This is a genomic window from Mucilaginibacter conchicola, assembly GCF_003432115.1.
GTDB lineage: Bacteria > Bacteroidota > Bacteroidia > Sphingobacteriales > Sphingobacteriaceae > Mucilaginibacter > Mucilaginibacter conchicola.
Genome location: NZ_QWDC01000004.1, coordinates 159,601 through 179,514, shown reverse-complemented (window position 1 = coordinate 179,514; position 19,914 = coordinate 159,601). Strand labels below are relative to the sequence as shown.

Genomic DNA, 19,914 nt, shown 5'->3' with positions numbered 1-19,914 from the left:
AAGAATCAAGAGCCAGGAGCTTGTCTTGGTTCTTGATTCTTGCTTCTTGTATCTCTTCAATTATTGCATTAAAAATTTAAAGTTACCGATGTTTTTAAGTGCTGTGCCGGTACCACGTACTACTGCGCGCAGCGGGTCTTCTGCTACGTGTACCGGTAGTTTGGTTTTGGCGGCAACGCGTTTATCTAAACCGCGCAACAATGCACCACCACCGGTTAAGTAAATACCGGTTTGGTAAATATCGGCAGAAAGCTCGGGCGGGGTAATCTCCAATGCTTTCAATATCGCTTCTTCAATTTTTGAGATAGATTTATCTAAACAGTGTGCTATCTCGGTGTATGATACCGTGATCTGTTTTGGCACACCGGTCATCAGGTCGCGGCCTTGTACGGCAAAATCTGCAGGTGGTTCTGATAGCTCAGGCAATGCAGCACCTACTTCAATTTTTATCTTCTCGGCAGTACGGTCACCAATCATAATGTTGTGCTGGCGGCGGATGTACTGAACAATGTCAGAGTCGAAGTTATCTCCTGCTACGCGGATAGACTGGTCACACACGATACCAGAAAGGGCAATAACCGCAATTTCGGTAGTACCACCACCAATATCGATGATCATGTTACCCATAGGCTCCTCAACATCAATACCGATACCTACGGCAGCAGCCATTGGTTCGTATATCAGGTACACCTCTTTAGCACCGGCAATTTCGGCACTATCGCGTACGGCACGTTTCTCTACCTCGGTAATACCCGATGGGATACAGATAACCATACGTAACGACGGGAAGAACCAGCCTTTACCCTGGTTGATCATCTTGATCATACCGCGTATCATCAGCTCGGCGGCGTTAAAGTCGGCAATTACACCATCCTTAAGCGGGCGTACCGTGCGGATGTTATCGTGCGTTTTACCTTCCATTTGCATAGCCTGGCGGCCAATGGCAATTACTTTGTTGGTAGTACGGTCAAAAGCCACAATTGATGGTTCATCAACTACAACTTTATCATTATGTATAATGAGGGTATTGGCAGTACCCAGATCGATAGCAATCTCTTGTGTGAAAAAATTAAATAAACCCATGTGGTGTTTTTAAATACTTTGCAAAGTTAATAATTAAGAAACCCAATTATTACGAAATCGTTCCGTTGGGAGCTAATTTCACGAATAAAAACCGATTAGTTAATAATAACTCTATTTTTTAAAAATTAGTGTCGGTGACAGAGATTAGTTAATTAGATATTGGAGATTAGTTGATTGTAATTTGACTATGCCTAATCTCTAATTAACCAATCTCCAATCATTAAAATTAGTGCTTAAAGTGGCGCACGCCTGTGGTAACCATGGCAATGCCTTTTTGGTTACACATCTCTACCGAAAGTTTATCGTTTATTGAGCCACCGGGCTGTAATACCGCGGTGATACCTGCATCGGCACCAATCTCCACGCAATCTGCAAACGGGAAGAACGCATCAGACGACATTACTGCGCCTTTAACGTCAAAACCAAACTCAGCTGCTTTAATAAGCGCTTGCTTCATGGCATCAACGCGCGAGGTTTGGCCAACGCCGCTTGCCATTAACTGGCCGTTTTTAGCAATAACTATGGTGTTTGATTTGGTATGCTTAACCACTTTGTTGGCAAAGTACAGGTCTTTAAGCTCCTGCTCTGTTGGTTGCTTTTCGGTAACGGTGGTCATTTGCGCAGGGCCTTCAACTGTGTTGTCTTTATCCTGCTCAATAACGCCGTTCAATAAAGTTTTAAACTGCTTTGAAGGCAGCTCAACAGGTTGGCGAACCAAAATGATACGGTTCTTTTTAGCTTTCAATATCGCAACCGCTTCATCAGTAAATGCAGGTGCAATTAATACTTCGTAGAAAATTTTATCTATCTCGGTTGCCGTAGCAGCATCTATCTCATCATTAGCGATGATCACACCACCAAAGGCAGATACAGGGTCGCAGGCCAAAGCATCAATCCAGGCCTGGTTAATGTGCTGGCGCGATGCAATACCGCAGGCATTGGTGTGCTTAAGGATAGCTACAGTAGGCTCGGTAAATTCGTCGATCAAAGCAACGGCAGCATCAACATCAACCAGGTTGTTGTATGATAGCTCTTTACCGTTCAGTTTGTTGAACATGGCATCAAGGTTACCATAGAAAGTACCTTTTTGATGCGGGTTCTCACCGTAGCGCAATACCTGGCTTTGCTGAACACTTTGTTTGAAAACCGGCATCGGCTCGCTGTTGTCAAAGTATTTGAAGATATGCGTATCGTAGTTTGATGAAATGTTAAATGCTTTTTGGGCAAAACGGCGGCGCTGATCAATAGTGGTAGCACCTTCCTGCGTTTTCAGGATGTTTTCCAGTTCGCTGTAATCGTCTTTTGAAGCAAGGATAACAACATCCTTGTAGTTCTTAGCAGCAGCGCGGATCAATGATATACCACCGATATCAATTTTCTCGATAATATCTTCCTGGCTTGCGCCCGAGTTTACCGTTTCTTCGAAAGGATAAAGGTCAACAATCACCAGGTCAATTTCAGGTATCTCGTACTGGGCCAACTGTTGCTGATCGCCATCAAAACTTCTGCGTGCCAAAATACCACCAAACACTTTTGGGTGAAGTGTTTTAACACGACCGCCAAGGATTGATGGATATGAGGTAAGATCCTCAACAGCAATTACATCAACACCAAGGTCGCGAATAAAAGTTTCGGTACCACCGGTAGAATAGATCTTTACACCAAGGCGGTTTAACTCATGAATTATTGGCTCCAAATTGTCTTTGTAATAAACAGAGATGAGGGCGTTTTTGATTTGAACAGATTGACTCATTACAACAGGGAATTTTTGAGCCGCAAAGGTACGCATTAGTGATTAGAGATTAGAGAGTTGAGGTTAGTTTTTTTAATTGTTTGGTGAATGGTTGATCAGGGTAAATTTTGAGTGATTGTCCTTTAGCACAAGTTTGTGCTTAATCAACGCCAGTCTGCTCATTGCCGCAGGGGCTACTTCTTTTGTCTTGAAACAAAAGAAGCAAAAATTCATACAGCAAAGAGGCTTCTTTGCCACACATTGCCTTTACCCTACAAAGCAGCCAGAACCACGGGCTGCAAAATCTTGCCGCCACATCGTTCGCACATGCCCCCGCTTCAGGCAAGTATTGCTATGCCCCTTGCCTCCGCACTGCCCACCATTGTTCTGCCCGCTTTCGCCCGAAGCTTTTTTGCTGACAGGAGAAGATGAGAAAGAAAAAACTTTACTACGAACCTAACGCCACCGAAAAATGCGACATAGCGTAACGTGCGGGTAGCACTGGTATTGCTAAAGCACTAACATTGTAGCGCGTTACCAAGTCGCGAGTTTTCTTTTTGGTACTTTTTCTTTTGCGGAAAAAGAAAAAGTACATCCACTAACGATTAATAATGCTCAAATCATTCCTAACGGAGAACTGATCTTAGAAAAATCGCTTAGTATCTCGCAATAAAGTATGTTAAAAAGCTTCTTATAAAATCAATCAAAACAGAGAGTTAGTTGTTTATGAGATAATACATGCATCTTTATTGGCATAGCATTTAATCACAGCAGCAACATGAAACCCCACAATCCGCTTGATATTATTGAAATACCGCTGAGTAAAACCAGTATGGCTTTAGGGCTTGCAGCATCGGCTGTGTTTGTAGCGGCGGGAATTTGGTTTGTAAATCACCCCAATCAGTTTCATCGTGCGCCTTTGATCATCACGATAATAGGGATAGCAGCTATAGTTGCATTTGGCGTGGCAGCATTGTATATAGTGAATAAGTTATTTGATACGCGCCCGGGCTTTATTATTGATGATGACGGCATTACAGATAACTCTAATGCTTTTGCGGTAGGCTTTGTACCTTGGGAAGATGTTCAAAAAATTGAGGTGGCTTATATACAGCGCCAAAAGATCATCAAAATTTATGTTAAAGACCCTGATGGGTACATCAGAAGGCAACCCAACGCGCTCTCCAGGCGCATGGCATCCATCAGTTACAGAATACACGGCTCGCCGGTGGCCGTATCAGCCCAGGCATTACAATCGAGTTTTGATGACTTATATAAGTTGATAACAGAGCGCAGACCTAATCTCTGATCAACTAACCACAAATCTACGATTTCATCTTCTTCAGCAACCCTTCTATCACTTTCGGGAAGTGTTGATGCTCTAACTGCTGGCCTTTAAATTTCACCATCTCCAGCGTGTCATCAGGTTCAATTTTAAACCGCGACTGGTGAATGATCTCGCCTTCGTCAAACTCGGCATTGGTGAAGTGGATGGTAATGCCCGATTCTTCTTCGCCGGCTGCTAATACTGCTTTGTGCACATTATCGCCGTACATACCTTTACCGCCAAATTTTGGCAACAGTGCTGGGTGCAGGTTAATGATCTTGTTAGGAAATGCTGCCAGTAAGGATTGCGGCACCAGCCACAGGAAACCTGCCAGTACTATCAGATCCACCTGCAGGTTTTTCAGCAGGCTAATGATATCGTCGGTTTGGTAAAACTCGTGGCGGGTAAATATGTGCGAGGGAACTTCAAAGTTATCGGCGCGTTGTAAAACGTATGCCTGCGGGTTATTGGTCAATATCAACACAACCTCGGCATCGTTATGCTTTTTAAAATGCTCCATTATTTTCTGAGCGTTTGAACCCGATCCCGAAGCAAAAATGGCGATTCTCTTTTTCAAAATAATTGGTAGCTTTTGTACTGCAAAATATAAATTTTTCTCAACTTATCACTTCGTTGAGGTCCTTTTCCTTACAAACCCCCATCGGTATAAAGTGCGCCTGTCTGTAGCGTCATAATAATTCTGGATATCACCGGTCTCTAATACCAATGAATAATCGCCCAGGTTATTAATACGTGCATTTATAAAAGGTTGATAAGGTTTGCCGGTAGAATCAGGTTCTGTAAGGTCTGAGATGAGAAATGTACGGGTACTGCTCAAAGACCATTTGCCGGTAACAACGTTAGCCGCACACCCAAAGTTTTCAAAAGTACAGGTATTATCTTTATTAAAGGTAAATGTTTGTACGCTATCACAAACATAGGTAGTATCTGCAAGCGGGGTCGAACCAAGGTAATCAAGCCGTGTTAACGAGCCCAATTGCCAATAACCGCTTGTTAAAAGTACCGATATGTTATCCGTATTATCGCGTTTGCACGAGTTGATGACGAAAAACACCAGCGCCAATACAGCAATTAAAGGATAACGCATATTTTTTACCATAGCTGTGCAAAGATAATTTAATTTCAAAAGCAGCATTACTATAACTGCACAGCGTAATAATTATTTTAACAGATATCGCTTTTAGGTATCACCAACAATATATTTGCTTATGCGCATACCCTACCATGAATTAGCAAATCGTTTTAAACAGATACTTACGCAGATTGGTTTTACCGAAGCCAAAGCAGCTGCCTGTGCTGCAATATTTGCCGGCAACAGCCGCGACGGCGTACACAGCCACGGATTAAACCGCTTCCCTACATTTATTGAATATGTAAAAGAAGGACTGGTGCTGCCCGATGCAGAACCATCATTAGTAAGCACCCTCGGCGCTATTGAACAATGGGATGGCAACCTTGGCCCCGGTATGCTTAATGCATCCTTCTGCATGAACCGAGCGGTAGAATTAGCTGCAGAAAACGGCATTGGCTGCATAGCTGTCAAAAACACCAACCACTGGATGCGCGGCGGCATCTACGGCCTGCAAGCTGCCGAAGCCGGCTACGTAGGCATCTGTTTTACCAATACCATTGCCAACCTGCCGCCGTGGGGCGGCACCCAACCACGTTTGGGCAATAACCCGTTGATTATTGCTGTACCCCGCCCTGGCGGCCATGTGGTTTTAGATATGGCCATATCACAGTACGCGGTAGGTAAACTACAGAAGTATGAGATGGATGGCAAGCCCCTGCCCCAACCAGGTGGTTATGATAATGAAGGAAATTTAACTACCGATGCAGCAGCTATTCTTGAAAGCAAACGCGCCCTGCCCATTGGTTTCTGGAAAGGCTCTGGGTTATCGCTGGTACTGGATATACTGGCGACAGTGCTCAGCGGCGGGCAATCAACCGCGGCCATTACGCAAGCAGGGCGCAAAGAAAGCGCAGTATCCCAAGTTTTTATTGCTATTAAAACCGACAACGAAAAGAACGCCGAGCTTATTGACCAGATCATCAGCTATACCAAAAGCGACGATACAGGCAAAGAAATATTATTCCCCGGCGAGAATATGCTGCGCACACGCGAAGAAAGTTTACGTGAAGGTGTTTGGGTAGACGAAAAGATATGGCAAAAAATAAGCGCCCTGTAGGCGCTTATGCTTATTTCTTTTTATCGTGAAGGATAACAAAGACGTCTTCGTTATCTTTTTTCATAAGGTACTTTTCGCGGGCAAACTTCTCCAGTTTGGCTTTATCTGAGGTAAGTTCGTTCAGATCGGTCTTAACCTTTTCGGTTTCCTGCTTGTAGAAAGCCTCTTCTTCTTTAAGCTTATTTAGTTGCTGGCGGTATTCATACTGCGAGAACACATCGTTCTTGTCAAAAAATATCATCCATATTACAAAAGCCACCGTTACCAGGAAAAATTTATTCTTGATAAGATCCAAAAGGCGTTTCATTTTCAACGAATCTAATTTCACTTTAAAGCTAATTTTTTTTCTTGATATAATAAAGAGCAAATTCTAAAATCTAAATACTAAATGCTAAAACTTAAATTTTAAAAAAACCTAATCTCTAATCACAAACCACTTATCAACTAACGCCTTCCGCTCATACCGCTGCCACCGCCGCTTTTGGAACCACCTTTGCGATTGCCGCCACTACGGTTACCACCGCTGCCACCGCCCGGTCTGCCTTCGCCACTACCGCCTTTTCCGCCACGGCTGTTACGACCACGATTACCACCGCCGCCGCCATTACGGCCGCCGCGACCACCGCCGCCAGACGGTCCTTTGCCTTTAACAGCTACACTTACAAATTTGCCGGTCATCCTTGAGGTCATCAGCTCGATGCTCAGTGGATATGGGTGGCCTTCCTCTATCGGTACTTCTTTACCTATGAGCTTGTTAATATCTTTCAGGTATTCTATTTCGTCCTCGCCATCGCAGAATGACATAGCAATACCGCTTGCACCCGCCCTGCCTGTACGACCAATACGGTGCACATAAGTTTCAGGAATATTCGGTAACTCGTAGTTCACTACGTGGCTAAGCTCATCAATATCAATACCGCGCGCGGCAATATCTGTAGCTATCAAAACACGCGTAGTACGGTTTTTAAAGTTTGTTAAAGCACGCTGCCTTGCATTCTGCGATTTATTACCGTGGATAGCCTCGGCAGTAATACCGGCTTTGTGCAGGTCTTTAACAACTTTATCGGCCCCATGTTTGGTGCGGGTAAATACCAGCAAGGTTTTAATATTTTTATCCTTAAGGATATGGATCAGCAGGTTTTTCTTATCGCCTTTATCTACAAAGTAAACCGCCTGCTGTATGGTATCAGCAGTTGATGATACCGGTGCTACTTCAACTTTTTCGGGGTTGGTCAAAATAGAATCAGCCAGCGATTGGATCTCCTTAGGCATGGTAGCCGAGAAAAAAAGCGTTTGTCTTTTTGCAGGCACTTTAGCAATGATCTTTTTCACATCGTTAACAAAGCCCATATCCAGCATACGGTCAGCCTCGTCCAATATCAGCATTTTTATCTGGTTGATATGCACGTAACCCTGGTTAATAAGGTCTAATAAACGGCCCGGTGTTGCTACCAGGATGTCTACGCCACGGCGCAAAGCATCAACCTGCGGGTTTTGCGATACACCGCCAAATATCACCAGATTTTTTAAGCCGGTATTGCGGCCATAAGCGGTAAAGCTATCACCAATTTGGATAGCCAGCTCACGGGTTGGGGTAAGTATAAGGGCCTTTATTGATTTTTGCTCGCGGTGCTGTTGCCTGTCGTTATAAAGCAGTTGCAGCGTAGGTATGGCAAAGGCAGCCGTTTTACCGGTACCGGTTTGCGCACAACCTAACAGGTCGCGGCGTTGTAATATAAAAGGGATAGCCTGTTGTTGTATGGGTGTAGGGCTGGTATAACCCTCAGTTTGTAAAGCCTTTAAAATAGGCTCAATTAATTTAAGATCGGTAAATAACATTTATATGTTTTGCAAACGCCAAACCTAAGGGCGCTGACTTTTTCTAATGAAGAGTATTAAATATGATTATAGCCGGCTCACCGGCATTGCCGCAAAGATACGCTTTTTATCGCTAAGTAATTGATGTGGTATTATGCCCGCCTGGCTTGTATGCGTTTTTGGCGCCTGCTGGTTAAAAAACCATCCAGCAGTATAAAGCCGAGGCCTATCATTATAGAAACATCGGCAGCATTAAAGATACCGGTTTGCAGGGGGCCAAATTTCAAATGAAGAAAATCGGTAACGGAGCCATAGCGTATACGGTCATACAAATTACCCATGCCGCCGCCTACGCAGCAAACTATGCCCATGCCCATTAAAGGATGGATATTTTTCTTGAGGATAACAAAAAACAAACCGCCGATAAGTGCCAGTATAGGCACCAGCGTAAGTAAGATAAACCTGAAAGGCTGTATCAGTTTAGAACCAAGGCTTAAAAATGCGCCCATATTCTCTACATGCAGTAGCGTAACATGCCCGTTAAAAAACCTGTGCTGATCATATATATTGATATGTTCGCGCATCATCATTTTAGTAACCTGGTCGCAACTGATATTAAGCGCCAGCAGCGCCAGTATAGCTATAATACGGTAAGCACCTTTCAACTTCATTTCGGCAGCGAAGGTAATAAATCAAACAAAAAAGCCTTTCAAAAATTTGAAAGGCTTTTCATTATCACCTGCACATTTAAAATCTGCGCATCTGCATATCAATAAAATTATTTCATCAGGTTGATAAAATCATCAAACAGGTAACGGCTATCATGCGGGCCTGGTGATGACTCAGGGTGATACTGTACCGAGAAAGCTTTTTTACCTTTTACACGGATACCTTCTATCGACTGGTCGTTAAGGTTTACGTGGGTTATTTCTACTTTATCTGAAGATCTTACCGCCTCTGGCACCACACCAAAACCGTGGTTTTGTGAAGTAACCTCGCAATGGTTAATAATTACGTTTTTAACCGGGTGGTTTAAACCACGGTGACCGTTGAACATCTTTTTGGTCGGGATATCATTAGCCAGGGCCAACAACTGGTGGCCTAAGCAAATACCGAACATTGGTTTATCAGAAGCTAAAACTTTTTTAACCGTATCGATAGCATAAGGCATAGCCGACGGATCGCCGGGGCCGTTTGAAATAAAGTAACCAGACGGTGCAAAATCCTTCTCCATTTCTTCAAAGGTGGTTTTTGCAGGGTAAACTTTAGCGTAAACATCGCGATCATCAAAGTTGCGCAGGATGTTTTTCTTAACACCAAGGTCAAGCACGGCTACGCGGTAAGTAGCATCTTCTTTACCAAAAGTATAAGTTTCTTTGGTTGATACCTGTGATGACAGTTCCAAACCATCCATTGAAGGCACTTCGGCCAATTTAGCTTTCAGTTCTTCAACATCCAGTATCTCTGATGAGATAATGGCGTTCATAGCACCTTTATCGCGTATGTGGCGAACCAGTTGGCGGGTATCCACATCAGATATACCTACCAGGTTATGCTGCTGAAAGTAATCTTGTATCGATTCATCAGCCTGTTTGCGGCTGTAAGTAATGTTATAGTTTTTACAAACCAGGCCGGCAATTTGTATCTGTTCAGATTCAACCTCTGCCTGCGCTATACCGTAGTTACCAATGTGTGCATTGGTTGCTACCATAATTTGCCCAAAGTATGATGGGTCGGTAAAGATCTCCTGGTAGCCGGTCATGCCGGTATTAAAGCAAATTTCGCCGGTAGTAGTACCTATCTTGCCTGCGGCCTTACCATGAAAAACGGTGCCATCTTCCAACAACAAAACAGCAGGTAACTTGGTGAAATGATTCATTTAGCAAAAAAAATTGAAAGGGTTAAATATTCGGATTTTCTGGCTCGAAGCTCCGTGAAAAGATAGTAAAGGGCTGAAGTAAAGTACCTCTTTATTCACGCCGCAAAAGTATGGAAAAATTTACGGGTTTCCGCATTAATTTTCAATTTTTATAGCAGGGCTTTGTGCTTTTATCTGCCGTAACGCGTATTCTTCAAATTTAGCGGTAAAGTGCTTAATATTTTTAGCATTGTTACCCCACGAAGTGATAGACGACCGTTTGTTCAAATCACAGATACTGTTTATCAATATACGGTCTTCATCAATAATAATAGTGACTTGTTCACCCCAACTACCAGAAAAAAAGCCCCTGTCAATACGCACCACACAAACGTTTCCGTTGAATCGCCCGCGCCAATTTAATTCCTTCAAAACCTGAAGTGCTATCTGCTTCAGATCTTGCTTATACAAAGCGGCAGGAATAATATGAAACGGCAACCTACTTCTCTGCAACCAAAAGAATAAACCTGAAACTATAATAGAGATTGATAGTATCTGAACTTGCCTTATATCAAATATTTGCGGGTCGTTACTTATCCATCCGTATAGATCTAAACACAGCAACATTGCCGCCGGAATTAAACAATAGGTCACTATACCAAAATGGTCAAACTTTTCCCATGGCGTTAATGGCAATCGTTCGGTTTGTATAGCTTGTTGATATTGTGCTTTGGTCATTGGTTTTGGTTTACTAATATAAGCTACATCTAAATAATTAGCTAAAGCGATTTTTAAAAATCATATCCTACCTTTGCCTTACAAAAACTAATTATACCATGTCGGTAAATAAAGAAATTAAGCGCATCACTACGCATACGCTGCAGGAGATGAAGAACCGGGGCGAAAAGATAGCTATGCTTACAGCTTATGATTACTCGATGGCTGCCATAGTTGATAACGCCGGGATGGATGTGATACTGGTAGGCGACTCGGCCAGTAACGTAATGGCCGGCCACGAAACTACCCTGCCTATTACTTTAGACCAGATGATCTATCATGCATCATCAGTAGTACGTGCTGCCAAACGCGCATTGGTTATTGTTGATCTTCCGTTTGGTTCGTATCAGGGTAATTCAAAAGAAGCCCTTTCATCGGCCATCCGTATCATGAAAGAATCCGGTGCGCACGGTATAAAGCTTGAGGGGGGTGTAGAGATAGCAGAATCTGTTAGCCGCATACTTACTGCCGGCATACCCGTAATGGGCCACTTAGGGTTAACCCCGCAATCGATATATAAATTTGGCACTTACACCGTACGCGCCAAAGAAGAAGCCGAAGCTGCCAAGCTAAAAGAGGATGCTAAGAAACTGGAAGAGCTGGGCTGTTTTGGTGTAGTGCTTGAGAAAATACCCGCCAAACTGGCTAAAGAAGTAAGCGAAAGCCTGCACATCCCAACCATAGGCATTGGTGCCGGCCAGCACTGCGATGGCCAGGTATTGGTAATACACGATATGCTGGGCATTAACAAAGGTTTTAAACCACGTTTCCTTCGCCAATATGCCGATCTTTTTGATGTAATGAACAATGCCATAGGCAACTATGTTACTGATGTAAAAGCAAAAAGCTTCCCGAGCGAAAAGGAAGAGTATTGATTTTGAAGTCCATAGACAATAGTCGATAGTCCATAGTAACTGTCGGCTTAATCATAGCAAATCAACTATGGTCTATGGACCATGGACTATCGACTTAAATATGCGACCCGAACATACCTATATAAATAAAGATATTACTGATGCCGATGTGCTGTACGAGGACAACCACCTTATTGCCATAAACAAGCGCGCGGGTGATATTGTGCAGGTTGATGAAACCGGCGATGAACCGCTTGATGAAAAGGTGAAACGCTACATCGCAGCAAAATATAATAAGCCCAACGGCGCTTTCCTGGGCGTGGTACACCGCCTGGACAGACCTGTGAGCGGCGTTATCCTGTTTGCCAAAACCAGCAAGGCGCTGGATAGGATAAACAAGATGTTCAAAGCCCGCGAAATGCATAAAACCTATTTTGCTATTACTCGCCAAAAGCCCCATCCCGAGGCGGGTAACCTGGTACACTGGCTGGTGAAAAACCCGCAAAAGAACGTAACCAAAGCCCACGACAAAGAAGTACAAGGCAGCTTACGCTCTGAACTAAACTACAAACTGGTAGGCCAGCGCGATGGCTATTCTGTCATTGAGGTTGACCCTATAACCGGTCGCCCCCATCAGATCCGCGTGCAGCTATCTACTCTGGGTTGCCCCATTGTTGGCGATAACAAATACGGCTACCCACGAGGCAGCCTGCGCAAAAGCATTTGCCTGCATGCCCGCCGTTTAAAGTTTATCCACCCGGTTAAGAATGAACCGATAGAGATAGTGGCATCGCTACCAAAAGATGGCTTTTGGGATAAATTTGAGGATCTGGTGCCGTAAGCTTATAATATGTCATTGCGAGCGATAGCGTGGCAATCTCTTCGCGTTTGATCTAAGCGAACGAGGAGATTGCCACGTCGCTACGCTCCTCGCAATGACATGGTTTTATAAAAATTCAAAAGCCCGCCCTGCATAAACAGGACGGGCTTTTTAATTTTTACTTTTTAATTTTTACTTTTTTTCCGCTTTTGGTGGGGCAAACATTGCTTCCTTAATAAACTTAACCGGCGCGCTGCCATAGCTCAGGAACTTCTCGTTAAAGTCTTTCACTTTAAACTTGTCGGCTTGTTTCTTTTGCCAGTCCTGGTAAAGTTGATTGATCTCTTTGTAACCGGTAAAATAACTGGTTAACTGCACGCTGCTAACACTTACGCGCTTCCATTTTCCATCGGCCTCGGCTTGTTGCTGAAAAGCTTCTTTGGTTAGCATTTTCACGGCCTGCTCTTTGGTCATGTTGCCGGTGTGTACACTGTAATCCAATATAGTATTACAAACCGAGCGTAAGTGCCATTTGTACCACATCAGGCGCATCTCGGGCGCGTTATTGCCGAAACCTGCATCCATCATTTCCTGCTCACTAAAAACAGCCCAGCCTTCAACCATGGCACCGTTGCCTAATATAGATTTGATCATGCTCGGCGCTTTGTTGGCATAAACCAATTGGGTATAGTGGCCGGGGATAGCTTCGTGGATACAAAGGATCTGCAGGATATAATCGTTGTATTCGCGCAGGTAGCTTTCTGCCCGCTCTGCCGACCAGCCTTTTAAACTCCCTACATTGTAATAGGTATTACCCGTTTTATCATAAGGGCCCGGCGCGCTTATAGATGCACCTGCCACACCCGCCATATAGGCAGGCTCTTTACGCACTACCAAAGGTTTAGTTGGGTCAAGCGTTACCAGGTCTTTTGACCTGATGAAGGCTGTTAGCTTAGGTATCTCCTTCTCAATTGCCGACTGGAACTCATCCGGCTTAACATGGCTTGCCGATAACGTATCTATCACGCGGCTTATCATCTCCAATGAATCTTTTGGCGCAGCCTCGGTTTTAAAATACTTAGGCCAAAGCTGTCGGCTTATTTTGGCCATCTCTTTGTGCAGGTATTTCTTACGCTCAACGGCGGCATTAAAGGTTTGCTGGGCAGTACCCTCGGCTTGTATATCATATTTAAATTTAGCTTCATACAAGTCTTTTCCCAGGCGAAAACTGCGGGGCTTATCGTTCTTCATTGCCTTTAAATAAGCAACGTAGGCTTTGATGGCATCGGCAGATAATTTGGCACGATCTGTTATTTGCTTTTGCTCGGCATCGGGCAATTTGCTTTTTTTGAGTGAATCGGCAAGGTCGGCTTCAAAAATGCTGAGGCCACCTTCGTTTTGTTCAACGGCAAGGTCGGTAAGTTCCTTCACCGGGTTTTTCAGTTGCAGTTCGGCAGCTTTATAATAAGCCGGGATATTCTCCATCTTCTGGTAAAAACTGCGCAGGCGCTTTTGCAAAGGCGCATAATGTTCATTCAGGATAAATGCGAATGAGCCGGTAACGTTGTATGATGATGGATCCCACTCGTATGATTTCAATTGTTCAACATTCCACTGGGTCGATTCCAACTGGTTTTTCATTACGGCGTGGTCTATCTTATTATTATCCGTTAACAAAGCCGGTTCGTACCGACTAAGCGAATCCAATTGTACTTTGGCAAATTTAAGCTGCGCTTCGCGTGCTTTAGCATTTGGCACAATCAACAGGCTATCGTATTTGTGGTAACCTACTGATGTTGCCCAATCAGGGTTAAGTTTCCATAACTCTTCCAGAAAATGGTCTTCATAACGGGTAAAGGTTCCGTCGTCTTTTAAGCCGTTATCTATGCCGTTGCCGCCGTCTTTTTTACAAGCGGTAAAGGCCAATACATATAGCGCACAAAGGAGTATTTTTTTTATCACGATGATGGGTTTTGCTTTTGGTGATAAACTTAAAAATTTGATCACGATAAATCAAACCTGTAACCGGATTGTTAAACCAAGAAAACACGATACCATGAATAACCATCACGACATTTTAATAAAAGAACTGATAAAACTACTGGAAGGCGGCGGCGCACATGCTACATTGGAAGATGCTTTAGATGGTATCCCTGCCGATAAACTGGGCGTAAAACCGCACGGCCTGCCATATAGTATATGGCAACTTACCGAGCACATTCGTATTGCGCAATGGGATATGCTTGAGTTTAGTAAGGATGGCAACCATCAATCGCCAAAATGGCCCGATGATTACTGGCCAAAAGAAGCCGAACCTGCAGAAGGTGCATGGGACAAAACCGTTGCCGCCATCAAAGCCGACCGAAAAGCATTTATCGAACTATTAAAAAGCGATGATATTTACCAGCCCATCCCCCACGGAGACGGCCAAAGCATCCTGCGCGAAGCATTGCAAATAGGTGATCATAATTCTTACCATACCTCAGAAATCATCCTGCTGAGAAGGTTGCTGGGAATTTGGAAGTAGTTTAAGATATGCAGATGTGCAAATTTTAGATGTGCAGATTATTATAGAAATAATTAAACGATGTCATTTCGAACGAGAATCGGGGAGAACCGGAACAAAGTGGAGCTCATCGAAGATAAATCTTGTTATTATTGCTAAGCAAGTACGCTTGTTTTATCTAACAGGATTTCTCCTCGCTGTCGCTCGTTCGAAATGACATTACTCTTGGCTTTGCGAACTGCGAACCAATATTTCATCTGCACATTCGCACATTTTAAATCTGCACATCTATTTTAATCCCTTTACAAACGTAACAATACTTGTAACCAGTTCCGGTTTCAGAGGCAGATCGGGCTTGTTATAGGTTGCAAGATTCTGTTCCCTGTCGGCAGGGGCTTCTTTAAGCACGTGGTTCATGTTAGGGATGATCACCAGTTGCGCGTCAGATTTTGCTTTTTTGAGCAACTCTGCTTCGCTTACGGGTACCTGCAGGTCGGTGGTGCCTTGCAGTAGCAATACAGGCGCTTTTACTTTCTTAATCTCGCGGGCGGGGTTATACCTAAACCACGACATCAGGTAAGGCTGTACTTCGGGGCCGGCAACAGCATATATTTTAGGGTCGATACTTTCAGTAAATTTACCTTTCTTCAAACTATCCAGCATGGTTTTAAAGTTATCCTGGATAAACTTAGGCTGGGCCTTCATCTGCTCAGTAACAATAAGGTCGGCAGAGCGGCCGGCACCGGCAACAGAAATAAATGCTTTTACCGGCTGATCGCGGCAGGCCAGCAGGCCTATCAATGAACCCTCGCTGTGACCAAGGATGATCACCTTAGAAAAACGCTTATCATCAGCCAATAACTGCACCAGGCCAACGGCATCGTCAACATAATCCTCAAAACGTAATTCCTTTTGTTTGGTTGAGCTTACGCTTTGGCCTACCAGGCGTTTATCATAGCGCACGGTGGCAATACCCGCTTTGCCCAGGTCGTTAGCCAGCATTTTATAGGCGTTGGTGCTTAGCCCAAGTTTAGGGCTGTTGCAATCGCGATCAGTAGGGCCAGATCCGGCGATGATCAACACAACCGGCACTTTATCAGATGCATTCTCAGGCATGGTAAGCGTACCGGATACCGAACCACTCAGAGTCTTCAAAATTATCGGTGATTCTTTCAATCCCGGGTCCATCTTCATGGCGGTAGCTGCCTGGTCAACATAAGGGCTCAGCAATAAACCTGTTAACCTGCTTTGGCCATCAAGAGAAATGTTAAGGTTAAAAATGGCATTATCAAAAGTTGCTTTATAAACGGCCAGCGGTGCGCTGAATTTAAGCAGCTCGGCACTTTTAAGGCTGCCTAATTGTTTTTTTAACTGTATGGTGGTAGGTTTAAACTTATCAAGCGGCAGCGCAGCCTTCATTTCGGTACTGAACATGTTAAAAATACTATCGGGCTTGTCGCCGTTGTAGTATACTTTAAACTTGTTTAAAGCAGCGGTAAAATTAGCCGGTGCGGCTTGTGCAAAAGCTCCTATAGTTAAAAACAGAGCAGTTATTAAAAAGTATAGTTTCTTCATACCCACGGTTACGATCTTATATTATTTGAGGCACTAAAATAACAAATTACAAAGTTATGAGCCCCAAATTTAAATAAAGCAACATTTCTGATACAATTCTCGTAAAAAAGAGCAGCAAGGATGGCTAAACATGCGATATTGTTGCTACATTTAACTTTTTAACTGAAACTATACGGACTATTTCTACTAACTATTTTAATGAAGTTCAAACGTGGATGCTTTTTTTTGGCATTCCTGGTATGTATTAATTTTTGTTACGCCCAAACCGGTATCACACTTATAAGAGGCAGTGTTTCAACACAAAGCAATCAGCCTGCTGATGCAGCTACTGCTATACTGTTACACCTGCCAGATTCAGCCCTTGTCACCTCGGCATTGGTTGATGCTAAAGGCGCTTTTCAATTCAATAATATCAAACCCGGGAAGTATGTGATACTGGCAACAATGCTGGGTTATAAACGTGCCTATTCGCCTAACTTTGAAACTAAGGCAGATATTGACATTTCATTAGCCGCAATACAGTTAACACCCATCAGCACGCAATTAAAAGACGTTACCGTTACAGCCCGCAAAGCCTATGTTGAGGTTAAGCCCGGTAAAACCATTATTAACCCCTCGGCAAGCATCATTGCCGACGGGCAATCGGCATTGGACATCTTAAGGCAATCGCCGGGTGTAAAGGTTGATAATAATGATGCAGTCAGCGTAAGCGGCCGCCAGGATGCATTGATACTGATAGATGGCAAAGCTACCAACCTTAGCGGTGCCGATCTGGCTGCGCTGTTAAAAAGCACCCAGGGCAGCAATATCGACCGTATGGAAGTGATCACCGGCGGCTCTCCCCGGTATGATGCATCGGCTGGTGGTGTAATTAACATCGTACTTAAAAAAGGTAAAAACATCGGCACTAACGGCACTTTTACTTTAGGTGCAGGCTATGGACGCTATTATAAAGGCAACACCGGCATAAGCTTTAACAGCCGCACAAAACACTACAACATTTTTGGCAACTATAATTTTACAGCCAACAAAGCTTTCAAAAACTTTAACACCCAACGCGGTATTGATTACAACGGCCTGCAAAGCCAGTACAATACCATGTACCGCAGCACATCAGAAACTTTTACCAACAATTTCAGATTAGGTACCGATTTCTTTTTGTCTGATGCACACACATTGGGCTTTTTGGTGAGCGGCAATATCAACAATGCTACCTTTGATAAGCGTAATACCCTCAGCATTTACAACCAGGGCACACTTGATTCAACCGTTCGCGCCAACTCGGCGCTTGACAGGGATATCCATACCTTTAGTTACAACTTAAACTACAACGGTAAACTGGACGCTACTGGTCGCACGTTAGCCGCTAATGTTACCTATACTAATAATGCACGCGGTTCTGACGAATATATTACTAATACTTTTAATAACGCAGCCGGCGCCCAATACCGCAATCCGTTATTGCTGCAGAACTTATCGCCAACTAAGGTGAATATATGGTCGGCATTGTTGGATTACAGCAATCCGCTGGGTAAAAATGCCAAGATTGATGCAGGGGTAAAATTCAGCAGCACCAAAACGGATAATAACCTCATTTTTGGCCCTAAAGTGGATTCATTAAATACTTATACTATTGATACCACCTACAGCAACCACTTTATTTATACCGAGAAAATTGCTGCGGGATACATCAACTACAGTGGTAAATTCGGCAAAACCGATATCAGCGCCGGTGTAAGGGCCGAATACACCAACTCGCGGGGCGACTCGTATCGCGAGCAATCGCCAACCAAGCGTCATATCACCCCAAGAGATTATTTTAACCTGTTCCCTACCGTACAGATAGAATATCATCAGAATGATAAAAACGACTACTCGCTTAATTTTACCCGCGGTATTGCAAGGCCGGCTTATGATAAGCTGAACCCTTTCCTGTCGTTTATTGATGTTTATACCTATCAATCGGGCAATGCCTACCTGAGGCCGGTATATGCAAATACGCTAAGTTTGATGCATACCTACAACCAGGAAATAAGCACCAGGTTGTATGCATCCTTTGCCACGGGTGCAACTTTCCCGTTCTATCAGCAAAATGATGCTACCAAAGTGATCATTAATACAGATGTTAACCTTGGCCGTACTCATTCTATAGGCATAGCATTTAACGCACCTGTTAAATTCACTAATTGGTGGAACAGCAATTATGATATTGATGCTTCATACCAGCGCTACATAGCCGACCCTAAGTACGGCGATTTTGACAAAAGCGCAGGCGATGTAATTATTAACACTACTCAAACTTTTAAACTGGGCAGCAGGCTAAGCGCCGAGCTCTACGGTTTTTATGAAACACCAACCGTTTACGGTATTAATAATTTCAAATCGGCTTATTACGCCAATGCAGGCTTAAGCATGCCGGTTTTAAATAAACTGGGAAAATTGAGCGTCACTCTTCTGGACATTTTTAAAACCCGCCGCGACAGGGCATATACCACCTATCAAAACCTTAACAGGTCTACTGTAGATTGGCGCGAGTACCGTATCCTTTCGGTAAACTTCAGCTATCGTTTTGGTAAATCAACAGTTAAAGGCGCCGCGCGCCACCGCACAGGCAGCGAGGACGAGCAAAAACGTATAGGCAATTAATTGTTAGATCAACTTTAGTTCGGGGTAACGGCCCTTTATCCGCTTAACAAAGTATCTGCCTAATGACTCAGCACTAATGAATTTGCGGTAGGTTGATGGCCTGATACCGAAGTATTGCCACACGCTATGGTTATCCCTGAACTCGAGTTCGAGGATCTGCTTACCGGCATCATAACCAATACTCTCCAAAGCCGATGACTCTACTTTATGCCTTCGCATATAATTATAACATGCCTGAATATGTATGGTTTGCAAAAAATTAACCTGCATGCCCGCTTAAAGCGCTGGAAATAATGATGAGTAGTACTATAAAGGTGATGGCGGTGTACAGGTGGTCTTTTTCGAGAATAAAACCAATGGCCGAGAATATCACTCTCACAATAGGCGTAGCTATCAGCAAAATAATACCGAATTGGATAATGGCCCTGCCCCGGCCGGTAATAATACCGTGGAATATACCGCTTGCCGTTTGTATAAAAGCAGGTACACCCTTAAACTCGTGGTAGTTGGCAACCGTTCTCCCGTGCCTTGAAATGTAAACGCAGCCACCAATAAAAACAATAAGCATAGATATCAATACCCCTGCGCGGAGCACCCAGCCTATTACAGCCTGCATATCTTTGTCCTTAAAGTTCTTTAACATCGGTTAATTTGGCGGTCGCCGTTGATGGTACAGGCCGAAAATAACCGTTAAAATACTGTCTGCCA

19 protein-coding genes are annotated in these 19,914 nt (G+C 43.8%); 6 read left to right on the top strand and 13 right to left on the bottom strand.

Annotation, left to right across the window (positions count from 1 at the left end):
- Positions 1-60: 60 nt before the first annotated feature.
- Positions 61-1,083, bottom strand: coding sequence for a rod shape-determining protein (locus D0C36_RS21495; RefSeq protein WP_067054626.1), 1,023 nt, complete (start codon positions 1,081-1,083; stop codon positions 61-63).
- 226 nt (positions 1,084-1,309) lie between these two features.
- Entirely contained in the window at positions 1,310-2,836 is a 1,527-nt protein-coding gene (gene purH / locus D0C36_RS21490; protein ID WP_117393782.1) for a bifunctional phosphoribosylaminoimidazolecarboxamide formyltransferase/IMP cyclohydrolase, read from the bottom strand.
- A gap of 757 nt (positions 2,837-3,593) precedes the next feature.
- Between purH and D0C36_RS21485 the strand changes: the two genes are divergently transcribed.
- Positions 3,594-4,124: an STM3941 family protein gene (locus tag D0C36_RS21485; RefSeq protein ID WP_117393781.1), complete on the top strand. Its 531-nt coding sequence runs from the start codon at positions 3,594-3,596 to the stop codon at positions 4,122-4,124.
- A gap of 16 nt (positions 4,125-4,140) precedes the next feature.
- On the opposite strand, the gene purN is transcribed toward D0C36_RS21485, so the two are convergent.
- Entirely contained in the window at positions 4,141-4,719 is a 579-nt protein-coding gene (gene purN / locus D0C36_RS21480) for a phosphoribosylglycinamide formyltransferase (protein ID WP_117393780.1), read from the bottom strand.
- Positions 4,720-4,767: 48 nt separating this feature from the next.
- A complete protein-coding gene (locus D0C36_RS21475) occupies positions 4,768-5,250 on the bottom strand; it encodes a hypothetical protein (RefSeq protein WP_147322080.1) in 483 nt (160 codons plus the stop codon).
- Positions 5,251-5,371: 121 nt separating this feature from the next.
- Here D0C36_RS21475 and yiaK point away from each other — a divergent pair, with 121 nt between their 5' ends.
- Entirely contained in the window at positions 5,372-6,352 is a 981-nt protein-coding gene (yiaK, locus tag D0C36_RS21470) for a 3-dehydro-L-gulonate 2-dehydrogenase (RefSeq protein ID WP_117393778.1), read from the top strand.
- A gap of 10 nt (positions 6,353-6,362) precedes the next feature.
- On the opposite strand, the gene D0C36_RS21465 is transcribed toward yiaK, so the two are convergent.
- The 5 genes from D0C36_RS21465 to D0C36_RS21445 form a co-directional block, all read right to left on the bottom strand.
- Complete coding sequence (locus D0C36_RS21465; protein ID WP_117393777.1) at positions 6,363-6,659, bottom strand: FtsB family cell division protein; 297 nt, start codon at positions 6,657-6,659, stop codon at positions 6,363-6,365.
- Between the two features lie 137 nt (positions 6,660-6,796).
- Positions 6,797-8,191 (bottom strand): DEAD/DEAH box helicase, encoded by a 1,395-nt coding sequence (locus tag D0C36_RS21460; RefSeq protein WP_117393776.1) that lies wholly within the window; start codon positions 8,189-8,191, stop codon positions 6,797-6,799.
- Between the two features lie 131 nt (positions 8,192-8,322).
- Positions 8,323-8,841 (bottom strand): signal peptidase II, encoded by a 519-nt coding sequence (gene lspA / locus D0C36_RS21455; RefSeq protein WP_117393775.1) that lies wholly within the window; start codon positions 8,839-8,841, stop codon positions 8,323-8,325.
- A 107-nt stretch (positions 8,842-8,948) separates the two neighbouring features.
- On the bottom strand, positions 8,949-10,049 hold the full coding sequence (gene carA / locus D0C36_RS21450; protein WP_117393774.1) for a glutamine-hydrolyzing carbamoyl-phosphate synthase small subunit: 1,101 nt from the start codon (positions 10,047-10,049) through the stop codon (positions 8,949-8,951).
- A 135-nt stretch (positions 10,050-10,184) separates the two neighbouring features.
- The gene (locus D0C36_RS21445) at positions 10,185-10,766 is read right to left on the bottom strand and encodes a hypothetical protein (protein WP_117393773.1); all 582 of its coding nucleotides are present in this window, start codon (positions 10,764-10,766) and stop codon (positions 10,185-10,187) included.
- Between the two features lie 98 nt (positions 10,767-10,864).
- Here D0C36_RS21445 and panB point away from each other — a divergent pair, with 98 nt between their 5' ends.
- Together panB and D0C36_RS21435 are read left to right on the top strand one after the other, a co-directional pair.
- Positions 10,865-11,680, top strand: a complete 816-nt coding sequence (gene panB, locus D0C36_RS21440; protein WP_117393772.1) for a 3-methyl-2-oxobutanoate hydroxymethyltransferase — start codon at positions 10,865-10,867, stop codon at positions 11,678-11,680.
- 100 nt (positions 11,681-11,780) lie between these two features.
- On the top strand, positions 11,781-12,500 hold the full coding sequence (locus D0C36_RS21435) for an RluA family pseudouridine synthase (protein WP_117393771.1): 720 nt from the start codon (positions 11,781-11,783) through the stop codon (positions 12,498-12,500).
- A 171-nt stretch (positions 12,501-12,671) separates the two neighbouring features.
- On the opposite strand, the gene D0C36_RS21430 is transcribed toward D0C36_RS21435, so the two are convergent.
- A complete protein-coding gene (locus tag D0C36_RS21430) occupies positions 12,672-14,441 on the bottom strand; it encodes a DUF885 domain-containing protein (protein ID WP_233524545.1) in 1,770 nt (589 codons plus the stop codon).
- A gap of 94 nt (positions 14,442-14,535) precedes the next feature.
- Between D0C36_RS21430 and D0C36_RS21425 the strand changes: the two genes are divergently transcribed.
- Positions 14,536-15,006, top strand: coding sequence for a DinB family protein (locus D0C36_RS21425; RefSeq protein WP_117393985.1), 471 nt, complete (start codon positions 14,536-14,538; stop codon positions 15,004-15,006).
- A 267-nt stretch (positions 15,007-15,273) separates the two neighbouring features.
- Here D0C36_RS21425 and D0C36_RS21420 read toward each other — a convergent pair whose 3' ends face one another.
- On the bottom strand, positions 15,274-16,560 hold the full coding sequence (locus D0C36_RS21420) for an alpha/beta fold hydrolase (RefSeq protein WP_117393770.1): 1,287 nt from the start codon (positions 16,558-16,560) through the stop codon (positions 15,274-15,276).
- Positions 16,561-16,758: 198 nt separating this feature from the next.
- Here D0C36_RS21420 and D0C36_RS21415 point away from each other — a divergent pair, with 198 nt between their 5' ends.
- On the top strand, positions 16,759-19,206 hold the full coding sequence (locus D0C36_RS21415; protein ID WP_117393769.1) for an outer membrane beta-barrel protein: 2,448 nt from the start codon (positions 16,759-16,761) through the stop codon (positions 19,204-19,206).
- Between the two features lie 3 nt (positions 19,207-19,209).
- On the opposite strand, the gene D0C36_RS21410 is transcribed toward D0C36_RS21415, so the two are convergent.
- Both D0C36_RS21410 and D0C36_RS21405 read right to left on the bottom strand, forming a co-directional pair.
- Positions 19,210-19,425 carry a KTSC domain-containing protein gene (locus D0C36_RS21410; protein ID WP_117393984.1) on the bottom strand — a complete coding sequence of 72 codons (216 nt, stop codon included), beginning with the start codon at positions 19,423-19,425 and terminating at the stop codon, positions 19,210-19,212.
- A 40-nt stretch (positions 19,426-19,465) separates the two neighbouring features.
- Positions 19,466-19,849, bottom strand: a complete 384-nt coding sequence (locus D0C36_RS21405; protein ID WP_117393768.1) for a DUF1634 domain-containing protein — start codon at positions 19,847-19,849, stop codon at positions 19,466-19,468.
- Between the last annotated feature and the right edge of the window lie 65 nt (positions 19,850-19,914).